This is a genomic window from Nocardiopsis chromatogenes YIM 90109 (genome assembly GCF_000341185.1).
Taxonomy (GTDB): Bacteria; Actinomycetota; Actinomycetes; order Streptosporangiales; family Streptosporangiaceae; genus Nocardiopsis_A; species Nocardiopsis_A chromatogenes.
In genome coordinates this window covers 1-14,114 of the sequence record NZ_ANBH01000245.1, presented here as the reverse complement: position 1 = coordinate 14,114, position 14,114 = coordinate 1, and the positions used below count along the sequence as shown (strand labels likewise).

Annotated in this window: 10 protein-coding genes and 2 pseudogenes; 8 read left to right on the top strand and 4 right to left on the bottom strand. The window is 76.7% G+C overall.

Features of this window, described 5'->3' with window-relative positions; translation table 11 throughout:
* A partial coding sequence (locus D476_RS0122475; RefSeq protein WP_017626171.1) for an IS701 family transposase occupies positions 1 to 1,118 on the bottom strand: 1,118 nt, incomplete at its 3' end.
* A 221-nt stretch (positions 1,119 to 1,339) separates the two neighbouring features.
* Entirely contained in the window at positions 1,340 to 2,479 is a 1,140-nt protein-coding gene (locus D476_RS0122470) for a transaldolase family protein (protein ID WP_017626170.1), read from the bottom strand.
* A gap of 356 nt (positions 2,480 to 2,835) precedes the next feature.
* Here D476_RS0122470 and D476_RS34195 point away from each other — a divergent pair.
* From D476_RS34195 to D476_RS0122450, 3 genes and pseudogenes are all read left to right on the top strand, one after another.
* Positions 2,836 to 3,985 (top strand): annotated as a pseudogene (locus D476_RS34195) (3-deoxy-7-phosphoheptulonate synthase).
* A gap of 25 nt (positions 3,986 to 4,010) precedes the next feature.
* Positions 4,011 to 4,646, top strand: a complete 636-nt coding sequence (locus D476_RS0122455) for an isochorismatase family protein (RefSeq protein ID WP_017626167.1) — start codon at positions 4,011 to 4,013, stop codon at positions 4,644 to 4,646.
* Between the two features lie 27 nt (positions 4,647 to 4,673).
* Positions 4,674 to 6,560 carry a phenazine-specific anthranilate synthase component I gene (locus D476_RS0122450; protein ID WP_017626166.1) on the top strand — a complete coding sequence of 629 codons (1,887 nt, stop codon included), beginning with the start codon at positions 4,674 to 4,676 and terminating at the stop codon, positions 6,558 to 6,560.
* A 1,061-nt stretch (positions 6,561 to 7,621) separates the two neighbouring features.
* Here the strand turns inward: D476_RS0122450 and D476_RS39295 are convergent.
* Positions 7,622 to 8,155 (bottom strand): annotated as a pseudogene (locus D476_RS39295) (AfsR/SARP family transcriptional regulator); the annotation flags it as partial.
* Between the two features lie 446 nt (positions 8,156 to 8,601).
* Between D476_RS39295 and D476_RS0122440 the strand changes: the two are divergent.
* Genes D476_RS0122440 through D476_RS0122430 form a run of 3 tightly spaced genes read left to right on the top strand, consistent with a single transcriptional unit; the run spans position 8,602 to position 10,660 of the window.
* On the top strand, positions 8,602 to 9,087 hold the full coding sequence (locus D476_RS0122440) for a PhzA/PhzB family protein (RefSeq protein ID WP_017626164.1): 486 nt from the start codon (positions 8,602 to 8,604) through the stop codon (positions 9,085 to 9,087).
* Positions 9,088 to 9,122: 35 nt separating this feature from the next.
* Positions 9,123 to 9,761 (top strand): pyridoxal 5'-phosphate synthase, encoded by a 639-nt coding sequence (locus tag D476_RS0122435; protein WP_017626163.1) that lies wholly within the window; start codon positions 9,123 to 9,125, stop codon positions 9,759 to 9,761.
* Positions 9,758 to 10,660 (top strand): PhzF family phenazine biosynthesis protein, encoded by a 903-nt coding sequence (locus D476_RS0122430; RefSeq protein ID WP_017626162.1) that lies wholly within the window; start codon positions 9,758 to 9,760, stop codon positions 10,658 to 10,660. Before D476_RS0122435 ends, D476_RS0122430 begins: the two co-directional genes overlap by 4 nt.
* Before the next feature lie 56 nt (positions 10,661 to 10,716).
* Here the strand turns inward: D476_RS0122430 and D476_RS0122425 are convergent, their stop codons facing one another.
* On the bottom strand, positions 10,717 to 11,604 hold the full coding sequence (locus tag D476_RS0122425; protein WP_017626161.1) for a LysR family transcriptional regulator: 888 nt from the start codon (positions 11,602 to 11,604) through the stop codon (positions 10,717 to 10,719).
* A 165-nt stretch (positions 11,605 to 11,769) separates the two neighbouring features.
* Here D476_RS0122425 and D476_RS0122420 point away from each other — a divergent pair, with 165 nt between their 5' ends.
* Both D476_RS0122420 and D476_RS0122415 read left to right on the top strand, forming a co-directional pair.
* Positions 11,770 to 13,062, top strand: coding sequence for a cytochrome ubiquinol oxidase subunit I (locus tag D476_RS0122420; protein WP_017626160.1), 1,293 nt, complete (start codon positions 11,770 to 11,772; stop codon positions 13,060 to 13,062).
* 7 nt (positions 13,063 to 13,069) lie between these two features.
* Entirely contained in the window at positions 13,070 to 14,068 is a 999-nt protein-coding gene (locus D476_RS0122415; RefSeq protein WP_017626159.1) for a cytochrome d ubiquinol oxidase subunit II, read from the top strand.
* Positions 14,069 to 14,114 lie beyond the last annotated feature (46 nt).

Sequence of the window (14,114 nt, the reverse complement as noted above, 5' to 3'; positions counted from 1 at the left end):
CGGGGGGGCCCCCGCCGGGCGGCATCGGCCCCGGCGAGCGCCTGCACCGCGTGCGCGGCGCAGACCAGGGTGGCGTGGCGGTGCCAGCCGGTGAACGAGCGGCCGGAGAAGTCGCGCACGCCCAGCCGCTCGGCCCTGTCCTCCTCCCCCTCCACGAGGGACGCCAGCAGGCGCAGCCGGACCGCCTCGCGCACCCGGGCGGCGGGCGCGCCTCCCGGCAGGTCGGCCGTCCACAGCTCGTCCGGGCGCCCGCCGCGCGCGCCGCCGACCGCCACCAGCAGCGCGCTGCGCGCCCCCCGGGCACCGGGGACCGCGGGCAGGCGCACCCGCGCCGCCGCGACCCCTCCCTCCCCGCGGCCGCGCACGAGCCGGTGCGCGGGCTGCGCGCGTACGGGGCCCGCGGCCAGCGGCTCCAGCGGGGTGAGCGGGTCGATGCGCACGACCGACGGCATACCGGCCGCCTGCAGGCGGCCCGCGAGGCCCGCCCCGTCGCCTCCGCGCCCGTCGGCGACCACCGGGCGCGCCGGGCCCCGGCGGCCGGCCACCGTCCGCGCGGCGGCGACCGCGCACCCGGCGGAGGACTCCGCCACCAGGCCGTCGGGCACCTGCGCCCGGCGCCGCCGGTCCCCGTCGCCCAGCCACGCGGCCGACAACTGCATACGGAAGTGCACCGGGACCGCCGCGCCCTCGTCGGCGCTCCACACCCCCACCGCGCGCTGGGCGTTGACCGCCGCACCGGTCTCCGGCAGCACGTACCGCTCCACCCCCGCGAAGCTGCGGCCGGACCGGGGGATGACCAGCGGGCGCAGCACCCAGGCGCGGGGCGGCAGCCGCTCGGCCAGCCAGCGGGTCAGCGCCCGGCGCACCGGGCTCCAGTGCCAGGGCGAGTTGGCCACGAAGTGCTGCAGGCTCTGGTCGGCGCCGGGCCCCAGCCCGGCCGCCAGGTTGGTGATCGACTTGCGGCCGTCCACCGAGAGCAGGCCGCGCAGGTAGGCCAGGGCGGTGCGGCGCTGGTCGATGCGCGGCAGCGACGCGAACAGCGCCGCGGCCGCCTCGGCGACCACCGGTTCGGGGACGTCGGTGGGGGGCGCGCTCAAGATCGCGGTCGGGACGCTCACGGGGGGGCACTCCTCGCTCTGCTCGGCCGGGCCGGGCCCGGCGGTGCGGGTCCCCCACAGCCTGCGCGGCGGTCACCCGCCGGGACGAGGTGCGGACGCCACCCGGTCCGGCGGCCGGGCGCTGGCGGCGGCACCCCGGCGCGCCGGAGGCGGCCCGGGGCGGTGGGGCCGGGCCACCGCCCCGGGCGCGCGCCGCGGTGGCCCCGCCCTCTCGCCCCCGGTCAGCGGGCCGCCGCGGTGGCCTCCTCCATCCGCTCCGACAGGGCCTCCAGCGCCCGCTCCCAGCGCCGGACCCGGCTCCGGGTGTACCGCTCCTCCAGGTCGCCCAGGGCCGCGTCGGCGTCCGCCCCGCCCCCGGCCAGGCGCGCCAGCTCCGCCCGGGCCTGCACGTGCGTCCCGAGCAGGGTGTCCCCGCCGACCCGCCCGCCGCGCGCGGCGGCGACGAACGCGCCGGGGGCCACCGCGGTGACCGTGCGCCAACCGACGACGGCCGACACGTAGTGGTCCGCCGACACCCCGGCGTCCGGGGAGGGGCGGCCGTACCACATCAGCCTCGGCGGGACCGCGCCCCTGCCGGTGAGCTCGGCCCACTCCCGGCCGCTGAGCCGCTCCTCGTGGGCGCGGAAGGCGAGCCGGGCCACGGCCAGGCCCAGAGACGAGCTCCCGGAGCGGCCCGGCGCCCCCGGCATCCCGGCCGCCGCCTGGTCGAGGTGGGCCAGGCACAGCGAGACGAGCGCGCGCAGCCCCCCGGGCGCGCGCCCGGCCTCCAGGGCCTCGCCCATCCCGGCCGCGCACGCCGCCAGCACCCGCCCGTGCCGTTCGGGGGCGTACACGCCGACGGCGTGCGCCCCCACGCCGCGGGCCAGGCACCCCTGCAGCACCTCCGGTGCCCGGCCCGTGCCGGGCAGCGCCACCAGCAGGTTCGGCCGGTCCACCGCCCGGTGCACGGCCCGCGCCTCGGCGAGCGCGGTGGCCGGGTCGTCCACCAGGGCCGGGTGCAGCGCCAGCGAGACCAGGCCGTCGGCGCCGCCGGTGCGCTCGTGCACCTCCATCAGGTCGTCGCAGGCCGTCCGGGCGTCCCGGACCAGCACGGCGCGCATCGCGGTGCGCAGCGGGACGTGCCGGACCGCGAGGTCGTCCACCTGGTCGCGGTAGGCGGCGCCGCAGCGCAGGTCCTCCACCATGTCGGCGGCGTCGAGCACCGCCCCGCGCAGGCCGGTGCGGGCCGCGCGGCGCAGGTCGCCCCGGACCAGGTGCTCCCGGGTCAGGCCCTCGACCCACGGGGAGACCCCCTCGGCCGTCAGGAGGCGGACCAGTTCCCGCCCGCCTTCCGCGTCGTACCAGCGGTCGTCCTCGGGCACCGCTTCCTCCCATCAGCGCTCGTGCGACGAGACGGGCAGCCTAGCGCCGTGCGCCCGGCCCGCGCACGAGCCGTCCGCCCTGTGTCAGATCCGGCGCACCTGACATATCCGAGGCGACATGACGCCGAATGCCGATCCGATTGCCGCACCGCGGGCCCTCGTGAAGAATCCACCATCGGAACGGCCCATTCGCCACCTGAAATCCCACCTCGCAGCGGCAGCGCCGCAGCCCGAGAAGAAGACGGGGCCCGCACCCGAGCGCCCGACGGGGGAATTCCCCGGAACCGCCGAACGGGTCCGCGCATTCGCGCTCCCCGCGCATCCCCACCATTCCTTGAACACCTTCCTGCGACGAGGTGAACGAAAAAGTGCTGAGCCGGATCCGAACGCTCGACGCCCTTCAGCAGCCCGACTGGGACGATGCCGGGGCCCTCGACCGCGCACACGCCGAACTGTCCGCGCTCCCCCCGCTGGTGCGCCGCGGCGACGTGCTGCGCCTGCGCACCCTGCTCGCCGGCGCCGCCGCCGGTACCGCCCTGGTGCTCCAGGCCGGGGACTGCGCCGAGGACCCCGCCGACTGCTTCACCGGCGGCGCCCTGCGCAAGGCCGGACTCGTCGACATGCTCGGCGGGATCATGCAGATGAACACCCACCTGCCCGTGGTGCGGGCCGGGCGGATCGCCGGGCAGTTCGCCAAGCCCCGCTCCCGCCCCACCGAGACCGTCGGCGGCCGGGAGCTGCCGGTCTACCGCGGCCACATCGTCAACGCCCCTGAGCCCGACCCCGCACTGCGCCGCGCCGACCCGCAACGGCTGGTCGCGGGCTACCAGGCCGCCCGCCAGGCCATGCGGGACCTGGGCTGGGCGCCCGACACCGCCCCGCACCCGGTGCCCCAGCCCTGGACCAGCCACGAGGCGCTGGTCCTGGACTACGAGCTGCCCCAGGTCCGCGACGACGGGGACGGCCCGCTGCTGGCCTCCACCCACTGGCCCTGGATCGGCGAGCGCACCCGCGGCCTGGACCAGGCGCACGTGGACCTGCTCTCCCGCGTGGTCAACCCCGTCGCCTGCAAGGTCGGCCCGAACGCCACCGAGGAGGAGGTCGTCGGCCTGTGCGGGCGGCTGGACCCCGGCCGCGCCCCGGGCCGGCTCACCCTCATCGCGCGNNNGGGGCCTGCCGCGCCTGGCGGCCGCGGCCCGCGCGGCCGGGCACCCGGTGGTGTGGCTGTGCGACCCGATGCACGGCAACACCGTCACCACCGGCGACGGCTACAAGACGCGCGTGCTGGACCGGATCGTCCAGGAGGTCGAGGGGTTCGTCGCCGCGGTGCGGGAGGGCGGCGGCGTGCCCGGGGGCCTGCACCTGGAGACCACCCCGGACGAGGTCACCGAGTGCGCCGACGGCGCGGACCGGATGGCCGAGGTGAGCACCAAGTACACCAGCCTGTGCGACCCGCGCCTCAACCCCGGCCAGGCCCTGCGGGTCGTCGACGCCTGGAAGTCCTGACCGGAAGTCCTGAAAGGAGGGGCCCATGCCCGGGATCCCGGCGATCGCCCCCTACCCCCTGCCCGCCGCCGACGAACTGCCCGCCAACACCGCCCGGTGGGCCGTCGACCCCGGCCGCGCCGTGCTGCTCGTGCACGACATGCAGGAGTTCTTCCTGCGCCCGCTGCCCGAGGCGGTGCGCACCCCCCTGGTCAAGGCCGCCGCCGGGCTGCGCGACGCCGCCGCGGCGGCCGGGGCGCCGGTGGCCTACACCGCCCAGCCCGGCGGCATGAGCGAGGCCCAGCGCGGCCTGCTGCGCGACTTCTGGGGCCCGGGCATGCGGGTGGCCCCCGAGGACCGCGAGGTGGTCCCCCAGGTCGCCCCCGCCGAGGGCGACTGGATGCTGACCAAGTGGCGCTACAGCGCCTTCCACGCCACCGACCTGGCGGCGCTGATGCGCCGGAGCGGGCGCGACCAGCTCGTGCTGTGCGGGGTCTACGCCCACGTGGGCGTGCTCGCCACCGCCATCGACTCCTTCACCAACGACATCGAGACCTTCCTGGTCGGCGACGCCGTCGCCGACTTCTCCGCCGAGGACCACCGCATGGCGCTGCGGTACGCGGCCGACCGCTGCGCGGTGGTGCTCACCGCGCAGGACGCCGTCCGGGCGCTGGCGCGCTGACCCCCACGAGCACTCCAGGGAGCGCACATGCACACCGACCTGTTCGACCGCGTGCTGTCCGGGCGCGGCCTGCCCGAGGGCGTCGCCCTGGTGCACCGCCCCGAGACCGGCGGCGAGGACCTGCTGGAGGTCCTCGCCGGGGACGTGACCCGCCACGAGCGCCTGGCCGACCTGCCCTTGCCCGACGGCCCGCCGGAGCCCGGCGGGGAGCGGCACGAGCTGTTCGCCCTGCTGCCCTACCGGCAGATCGCCGAGCGCGGCTTCGACGCCCCCGACGACGGGGCCCCGCTGACCGCGATCAGCGTGTGCGAGCAGCAGCGGGTCCCGCTGGCGCGGGCGCTGCGGCGGCTGCCCGACGGCCCCATCGGGGTGCGTGAGGCGGGCTTCGACATCGGCGACGACGCCTACGCCGAGGCGGTGCGCCGGTTGATCGGCGAGGAGATCGCGGGCGGCGAGGGCGCCAACTTCGTCCTCAAGCGCACCTACCTGGCCGACATCACCGACTACACCCCCGCCGCCGCGCTGGCCCTGTTCGCCCGGCTGCTGCGCGGGGAGTCCGGGGCCTATTGGACCTTCCTGGCCCGCGTCCCCGGGCGCACCCTCATCGGCGCCTCCCCCGAGCGGCACATCAGCCTCCGGGACGGCCGCGCGGTGATGAACCCCATCAGCGGCACCTACCGCTACCCGGAGCGGGGGCCGGACGTGGCCTCCCTGCTCCACTTCCTCCAGGACGCCAAGGAGACCGACGAGCTGTACATGGTCCTGGACGAGGAGCTGAAGATGATGGCGCGCGTGTGCACCTCGGGCGGGCGCGTGGTCGGCCCCTTCCTCAAGGAGATGGCGCGCCTGGCCCACACCGAGTACTACATCGAGGGCCGCAGCACCCGCGACCCCCGCGACATCCTGCGCGAGACCCTGTACGCCCCCACCGTCACCGGCAGCCCGCTGGAGAGCGCCTGCCGCGTCATCCGGCGCTACGAGCCCGAGGGCCGGGGCTACTACAGCGGCGCCGCCGCCCTGATCGGCCGCGGCGCCGACGGGCGGCGCTCCCTGGACTCGGCGATCCTCATCCGCACCGCCGACATCGACGACGCGGGCCGGGTGCGCATCGGCACCGGCGCGACCATCGTGCGCCACTCCGACCCCGCCTCGGAGGTGGAGGAGACCCGCGCCAAGGCCGCCGGGCTGTGCGCGGCCCTGACCGCCGGGCCCGGGCGCCCGCTGGCGGCCGACGGGCGCGTCCGCGCGGCCCTGGAGGGCCGCAACGCCCACATCGCCGACTACTGGCTGGGCGAGCGCGGCACGGCCGGGTCCGTCCCGGCCCTGCGCGGGAAGGAGGCGCTGGTCGTCGACGCCGAGGACACCTTCACCGCGATGATCGCCGACCAGCTCTCCTCGCTGGGCCTGCGGGTGGAGGTGCGCCGCTTCGACGAGGCCGACTCCGAGCTCGCCCACCTCGGCCGGGACCTGGTGGTGATGGGTCCCGGCCCGGGCGACCCGCTGCGCACCGGCGAGGCCAAGATCGCCCGGCTGCGGGCACTGACGGCCGCCCTGGTGGAGCACGGGCGGCCCTTCCTCTCGGTGTGCCTGAGCCACCAGGTCCTGTGCGGTCTGGGCGGGCTCCCGGTGGTCCGCCGCGCGTCACCCAACCAGGGCGTGCAGAAGAAGATCGACCTGTTCGGCGTTCCGGAGCGGGTCGGGTTCTACAACGCCTTCTCCGCGCGCAGCGACCGGGACCGGGCCGAGTTCCCCGGGGCCGGTGCGGTCGACGTCTGCCGCGACCCCGGCACCGGGGAGGTCCACGCCCTGCACGGGCCGTTCTTCTCCTCGGCCCAGTTCCACGCCGAGTCCGTGCTGACCGAGAACGGCCCGGCGATCCTGAGCCGCCTGATCACCCGCGTCCTGGAGCACTGACCCGGCCCGCGCGCCCGGGGGGTGGGCCGGTGCGGGCCCACCCCCCGGCGGGCTCCTCCAGCAGGGCCCAGCGCAGCGGCGCGGCGAGCACGTAGCTGAAACGCCCACCGGGCGCCATTCCGCTGGGGCTGAGCACGTTCTCGTCGACCAGCGCCTCCAGCACGTCCTCGGCCGCGGCCTCCTCCCGGCCCAGGGCGGCCGCGGCATCCTGCACCGACAGGGGCCCACCGCCGAGCCGGGCCAGTCCGGCGGCGTCCGCGCGCAGCGGTCCGGGCAGCCGCCGCACGGCCGCACGCAGCTCGCCGCGCACGTCGACACCGCCCGCCGCCAGCTCGGCCAGCGGCCCGCGGGCCATCCGCCGCAGCAGCAGGGCGGGGCCCCAGTGCTCCTTGGCGGCCAGCCGCACNCCCGCAGGCCGCCGCCAGCGCCGCCGCGCTCTCGGCGCCGCCGTCCGTCCGGGCCGCGCCCGCCGCTCCGCGCAGCAGCTCCGCGGCCTCCTCCGGTTCGAGCGGCCCCAGGTGCAGCAGCCGCGCCCCGGGCAGCGCGGTCCGGCGGGACCGGGTGGTGACCACCGTGCGCGCCCCGGGACCGGCGGGCAGCAGCTCGGCCGCGGGCCCCGGCGCGACCGCGTCGTCCAGGACCACCAGCAGCCGCCGCCCGGCGCACAGCCTGCGGTAGCGGGCGAGCCGCCCTCCGGTGTCCCGGGGTACCGGCTCCCCTCCGGGCAGGCACCCCAGCAGGTCGGCCAGGACCTCGCCGAGGGGGCGGGGCCGCCCCTGCGGCCCGGTCAGGCGGGCGAAGGCGGTCCCGTCGGGGAAGCGGTCCCGCAGCGCGTGCGCGGCCCGGACGGCCAGCGCGGTCTTGCCGGTCCCGGCCGCGCCCGCGACGACGACCGCCGGGGCGGGGCCCTCCGGGGCGCCGCCCGGTCCCAGCCAGGCGGCCAGGTCGGCCAGGTGCCGCACCCTCCCGGTGAAGTCGGCCAGGTCGGCCGGGAGGGCCGGGGCGGGCTCGGCCGGTGCGGGCGCCGGGGGCGGGCCGGGCTCGCCCCGCAGGATCGCCTGGAAGGCGCCGTCCAGCACCGAGCTGGGGTCCACCCCGAGCTCGTCGGCGATCAGCGCCCGCCCGGCGCGGTAGGCCTCCAGCGCGTCGGCCTGGCGCCCGCACCGGTACAGCGCGGTCATGAGCTGGGCGCGCAGCCGCTCGCGCAGCGGATGCTCCTCCACCAGCGGGGCGAGCTCCTCGGCGGTCCGCCGGTGGCGGCCCAGCGCCAGGTCGGCCTCGGCGCGGTCCTCCACCGCGGCCAGGCGCGCCCCGGCCAGCTTCGGCGCCTCGGCCTCGGCGAGCGGCCCGGCGGCCCCCTCCAGCGGGCGCCCGGTCCACTGCTCCAGCGCCGCCGACAGGTGGGCCGAGGCCTCGCGGTGGTACCCGCCCTCCAGGGCGGTGCGCCCCAGGGCCGCCAGCCGGGCGAAGTCCCGCAGGTCGACGGCGGCGTCGGGGACCTGGAGGGCGTAGCCGCCCGCCCGGCGCTCCAGCTGCGCGCCGGGGCCGAGGATCTTGCGCAGCCGGGAGACGTAGGTGTGGATCTGCGCGGGCATCGTGGCCGGAGGGCAGGGGCCCCACAGGGACCTGCTCAGCCGGTCCACGGACACGGGGGCGCCGTCGGCCAGGAGGAGCGCGGCGAGCGCCGCCGACGGCTTGGCGCCGCCGAGCGGCACGCTCTTCCCGTCCCGGAGGACTTGCACGGGTCCCAGGATGCGTATCTGCATGCCGCCAACTGTGTGCCCCGGCCCGCCGCCCCGCCCAGATGCGCGCCGCACACCGTGGCCCGGCCGGACGGTTGCCGCGCGCCCCGTCCCGGCCGCCCCGCGCGTGCCGGGGTGCGGCCCGGGTGTGCCGGGGCCACCGCCCCGCGGCCCCGCGTGGTCGTCCGGCCCCCGGTATAGGGGCGCTATGGGGCGCGGTCCTCCCCGTATAGCGCCGCCGCCGATAGTTGCCCGTGGGACGGCCGACCGGCGGCCGTGCCCCCTGGAGAGGAGCCCCCGTGTCCGACGACACCGACGCCTTCGCCCGCGACGCCGAGCTGCGCCGCCGCAACCGCGCGACCGTCGAGAGCTACCTGGAGGAGACCAAGGGCGAGGCCCGGCTGAACCGGCACCGCCTGTTCGCCGAGAACGCCAGCGCGGGCCTGTGGACCTCCGACACCGGCGAGCCGATCATGGTCCACGGCAAGGACCGGCTCGCCTCGCACGCCGAATGGTCGCTCACGTGCTTCCCCGACTGGCACTGGTTCAACATCGAGCTCTACGAGACGCAGGACCCGGGCCGCTTCTGGGTCGAGTGCGACGGCGAGGGCCTGATCCGCTTCCCCGGCTACCCCGAGGGCCACTACAAGAACCACTTCCTCCACTACTTCCAGGTCGAGGACGGGCTCATCGTGCAGAACCGGGAGTTCATGAACCCGTTCAACCAGGCGCGGGCGCTGGGGCTGGAGGTCCCGCGGATCCGCCGCGAGGGCATCCCCACCTGACCCGGCCCCCCACACCCCAGCGAGGAGGAGCGCCCATGAACGCGACCGCGACCGGGCCGCGCACCGCGGAGGAGCTGCGCGGCACGCGCCTGCCCGAGTTCGACGCCCCGCCGGCCGACCCGGTGGGCCTGCTGAGCGCGTGGCTCGACCGGGCCCGCGCCCTCGGCGTCCGGGACCCCGGCGCCTTCGCCCTGGCCACCTGCGACGATCGCGGACACGGGTCCAGCCGCATGGTGCAGACCAGCCGGTTCTCCCCCGCCGGCATCGTGTTCGCCACGCACACGGTGGGCCGCAAGATGCGCCACATCGCGGCCAACCCGCGGGTGTCGGGCGTCTACTACTGGCCCGAACTCAACCAGCAGGTCAGCGTGGAGGGCACGGTGTCCTGGCTTCCCGAGGCCGATGCGGACGCCCTGTGGGAGGCGCGGCCGGTGTCCACCCACGCGATGTCGGCCGCCTCCGACCAGAGCGCCGACCTGGAGGACGAGGAGGCCCTGCGGGCCGAGGCCGAGCGCCTGGCCGCCCAGGCGCCGCTGCCCCGTCCGGGCACCTTCGCCGCCTGCGAGGTGGCGCTCAGCGCCGTGGAGTTCTGGCACGGCATGCCCGACCGGCTCTACCTGCGCATGCGCTACGAGCGCGCGGGCGGCTGGCGGGCGCGGAGGCTGCAGCCGTGACCGCCGCCGACGCCCCCGGCGCCGCCCTCCGGGCCGCGCCGGGCACGCACCGCTACGTGGTGGCCGACGCCTTCGCCGACACCCCGCTGCTGGGCAACCCGGTGGCGGTGTTCTTCGGGGCCGACGACATCCCGGCCGAGACGATGCAGCGCATCGCCCGGGAGATGAACCTGTCCGAGGTGGTGTTCCTGCTGCGGCCCACCCCCGGCGCCCCGGACGCCGACGTCCGGGTGCGCATCTTCACCCCGGTCAACGAGCTCCCCTTCGCCGGGCACCCGCTGCTGGGCACCGCGGGCGTACTCGCCGACGCCGGAGCGCGCGAGCGGGTGCGGATGCAGACCGCTATGGGCACCGTCCCCTTCGACCTAGAGCCGGGGCCGGGGTCGGTGCGGGTGCGCATGCTCCAGCCGGTCCCGGAGTGGGCCCCCTACGAGCACGCCGCCGCCGTCCTGGCCGCACTGGGCCTGGAGGACTCGGTGCTGCCGGTGGAGGTCTACCGCAACGGCCCCCGGCACGTGTTCGTCGGGCTGCAGGACTACGCGGCGCTGTCGGCGGTCCGCCCGGACCTGCGGGCGCTGGAGCCGCTGCCCGACATGGCGGTGAACTGCTTCGCCGGGCCGGGCCCGGGGACGGGCACCGTCTGGCGCAGCCGGATGTTCTCCCCCGCCTACGGTGTGGCCGAGGACGCGGCGACCGGGTCGGCCGCCGGGCCGCTCGCCCTGCACCTGGCCCGGTACGGGCTCGCCCCGTACGGAACGTGGATCGACATCCACCAGGGGGTGGACATGGGGCGCCCCTCGCACATGCGGGCGCGCGTCACCCGGGACGGCGGCGCCGTCTCCCGGGTCGAGGTGGGCGGGGACGCCGTCATCGTCGCCCGCGGCACCCTCCTGGTGTGACGCCCTCCCTGCCGTGACCCCCTCCGACCGGCCCGGCCCTGGCGCCCGCGGGGCGCTCAGGCCGCGGCCGGTCCGGCGTAGTACTCCGAGACGAAGTCCCGGAATCGGCGGGCCGCCGCGGACAGGTAGGCGTCGCGGTGCCACACCAGGCTCAGCTCCCGTTCGCAGTCCTCGGCCTCCACCTCCAGCCACGCGACCTCGGCGTGCGTGCCCGCGCGCCGCGCCATCGACGGGATCAGGCCCACTCCGAGGCCGGCGCCGATGAGGTCCTGGAGCGCCCCGGGCTCGTCGCCCTCGCACACGATGGACGGCAGCACCCCCGCGCGCTCGAACAGCCGGTCGGCCAGCACCCGCTGCCAGTGCCCGGGGCGCGGGACAATGAACGGCTCGCGCGCGACCTCCTCCACCGAGGCGCTGGCGCGCCCGGCCCACGGGTGGTCCGGCGGCACCGCCAGCAGCACCTTCTCGCGCATCAGGACCAGCGAGCGCAGCGCCGTCCCCTCCAGCGGCTGCGAAGCCACGCAGAAGTCGACCTCGCGCAGGCGCAGCCGCCGCACCATGGACTCGGCGTGCGACTGGTAGAGCCGCACCCCGATCCCCGGCTCGGTGCCGCGGAACGCCGAGAGCGCGGCGGCCAGGGTGAGTATGGTCTCGGCGGCGACCGACACGGTGCCCTCCACCTCCCCGGCGGCGTCGGTCAGCTCCCGCCGGGCGTCGTCGAGCTCGCTGAGCACCCGGTCCACCCGGCGCAGGAACGCCTCCCCCTGCGCGTTCAGGCGGATCTGGCGGCCCCGGCGGTCGAACAGCGGCACCCCCAGGTCGGCCTCCAGCCGCGCGATGGCCCTGCTCAGCGACGGCTGGGCGACCAGCAGCTCCTCGGCCGCGCGGCTGATGTGCTGGTGGCGCGCCACGACCTGGAAGTACCGCAGGTTCTGCAGGTCCATCGTCCCCCTTTCGCGCCCGGCTCATACCCGCCGGACATGTGCACATGACGAAACCGGTCTTGGAAATCATAGGACAGGGCGCTTTATGCTCGGAGTCGCCCGCCCGCACCGTCCGCGGGAATTCACCGGGCACATTCCTTTGCGAGAAGACTTGGGGGTTCCGCCTTGGACGTCGTGGAACTTTCCCGCCTGCAATTCGCGCTGACCACGGGCATCCACTGGCTGTTCGTTCTCCTGACCCTCGGGCTCGCGCCGCTGGTCGCCGTTCTCCACACGCGCGCCGCACTGGCCGGGCCGACGGGCAAACGCGAACTGTTCGAGCGGCAGACACGGTTCTGGGGCCAGTTGTACGTCGTCAACTACGCGTTGGGAATCGTCAGCGGCCTGGTCATGGAGTTCCAGTTCGGAATGAACTGGAACGGGCTCAGCGAATTCGCGGGGAACGTGTTCGGCGCCCCGCTGGCGCTGGAGACCATGATCGCCTTCTTCGCCGAGTCCACGTTCCTGGGGCTGTGGATCTTCGGCTGGGGACGGCTGCACCGGGGCCTGCACGCGGCGCTGATCTGGCTGGTCGCGCTCACCGCCTACGCCTCGGCGTACTGGATCATGGTGGCCAACGGCTTCATGCAGAACCCGGTCGGCCACGAGGTCCGCGGCGGCACCGCCTACCTCACCGACTTCGGCGCGCTGCTGGCCAACCCCAACACCCTGGTGGCCCTGGGCCACATCACCGCGGCGGCGATGGTGGCCGGGGGCCTGTTCCTGGCCGGGGTGAGCGCCTACCACTTCGCCCGGCGCACCGCGCACACCGCCTTCTTCCGCACCTCGCTGCGGCTCGGCGTCGTCGTCGCGGCCCTGTTCTGCTACCCGCTGTACGCGGTCGGCGACACCCAGTTCTGGGGCATCGCCGAGCAGCAGCCGATGAAGATCGCCGTACTGGAGGGCGGGACCGGCGAGCTCCAGGCCGCGATGGAGGCCCAGCACGGCCCCGGCGACTACATACCGCCCGAGTGGATCACCATCCCGCTGGACCTGATGGTGAACCTGGGCTGGGTGCTGTTCTTCGCCCCTCTGATCTGCCTGGTCCTGCTCCCCCGCGACTGGCTGGTGCGCCCCCGCGTGCTGGCCTGGGCGACGGTGGCCCTGACCCCGCTGCCGTTCGTCGCCGCCGTGTGCGGATGGCTCTTCCGCGAGGTGGGCCGCCAGCCCTGGCTGGTCTACGGCGAGCTCACCGTCACCGACGCTGCCTCGCCCGTCCCGGCCGCCGCGGTCGCCGCCTCACTGGTGCTGTTCGTCGGTCTGCTGGGCGCGCTGGCCGTCACCGACTGGGTGGTCATCGCCCGCCTGGCGCACCGCGGCCCGGAGGGGGTGCGGCTCGGCGCGGCCGAACCCGTGCCGGCCGGGCCGGAGGAGGCGATCGTGACCGCCGACCTGGGCCACCCGGCCGGAAGGGCGTGAGGACGACATGACCATGCAGACCGCCTGGCTCCTGCTGCTCGGGGGCCTCCTGGCCGGGTACTTCGTGCTCGGCGGCTACGACTACGGCGCGCAGGCCCTGCGCCCCCTCCTGGCCCGCGGCGGCGGGCGGCAGACCACGATGACCGCCCTCGGCCCGTTCTTCTTCGGCAACGAGGTGTGGCTGGTGGCCTTCGCCGGGGTGCTGTTCGGCGCCTTCCCCTTCCTGGAGGGGCCGCTGCTCGCCGGGCTGTACCCGGTGCTGGTGCCGCTGCTGCTGGCCCTGGTCGCCGGGAAGGCCGCGGTGCAGCTGCGCGGGCGCGCCCGGACCCGCTCGGCCGAGCGGGTGTGGGACGCGCTGATCACCGCCGGGGGGCTGGTCCCCGCCCTGCTGTGGGGCACGGTCACCGGTGTGCTGCTCAACGGGGTGGCCTTCACCGGCGGCCACTCCATCGCCGTGGGCGCGGCGCTCGCCTCCCCGACGGTCCTGCTGTGCACCGCCGCCGCCGGGCTGCTGTTCACCGCGCACGGCGCCGCCTACCTGGCACTGCGCACCCGCGGCACGACGGCCGGGCGCGCCGCCGTGCTGCTGGGGCGGCTGGCCCCCGCCGCCGCCGGTGCATCGGTCCTGGCGGTGGCCGCCGCCCTGGCCACCGGGGGCGCCCCGGCCAACCCCGCCGTGGCCGCCGTCCTCGGGGCCGTGCTCGCCGCCGCGCTGCTGGGGGCCCAGATCGCCTCCCGCCAGGGGCGCTCGGGCGCCGCCTTCGCCTGCACCTGTGCCGCGGCCGCGGTGTTCGCCGCGCTCCCCTGGGCGGCGCACTACCCCTACGTGCTCGCCGACGCCGGCGGGGGCGGCATGGAGATCGGCGCCGCCGCCGCGGACGGGGCCACGCTCGCGGTGCTGTCCGCCTTCGGCGTCGCCGTGGTGCCCCTGATGCTGGCCTACCAGGCCGCCGGATGGTGGGCGTTCCGCGGCAGAGTCGACGACCGCACCCCCTCCTACCTGTGAGGGCCCAGACCGTGGGGGGCGAAGACGACGTGCGCCGCCGGCTGGC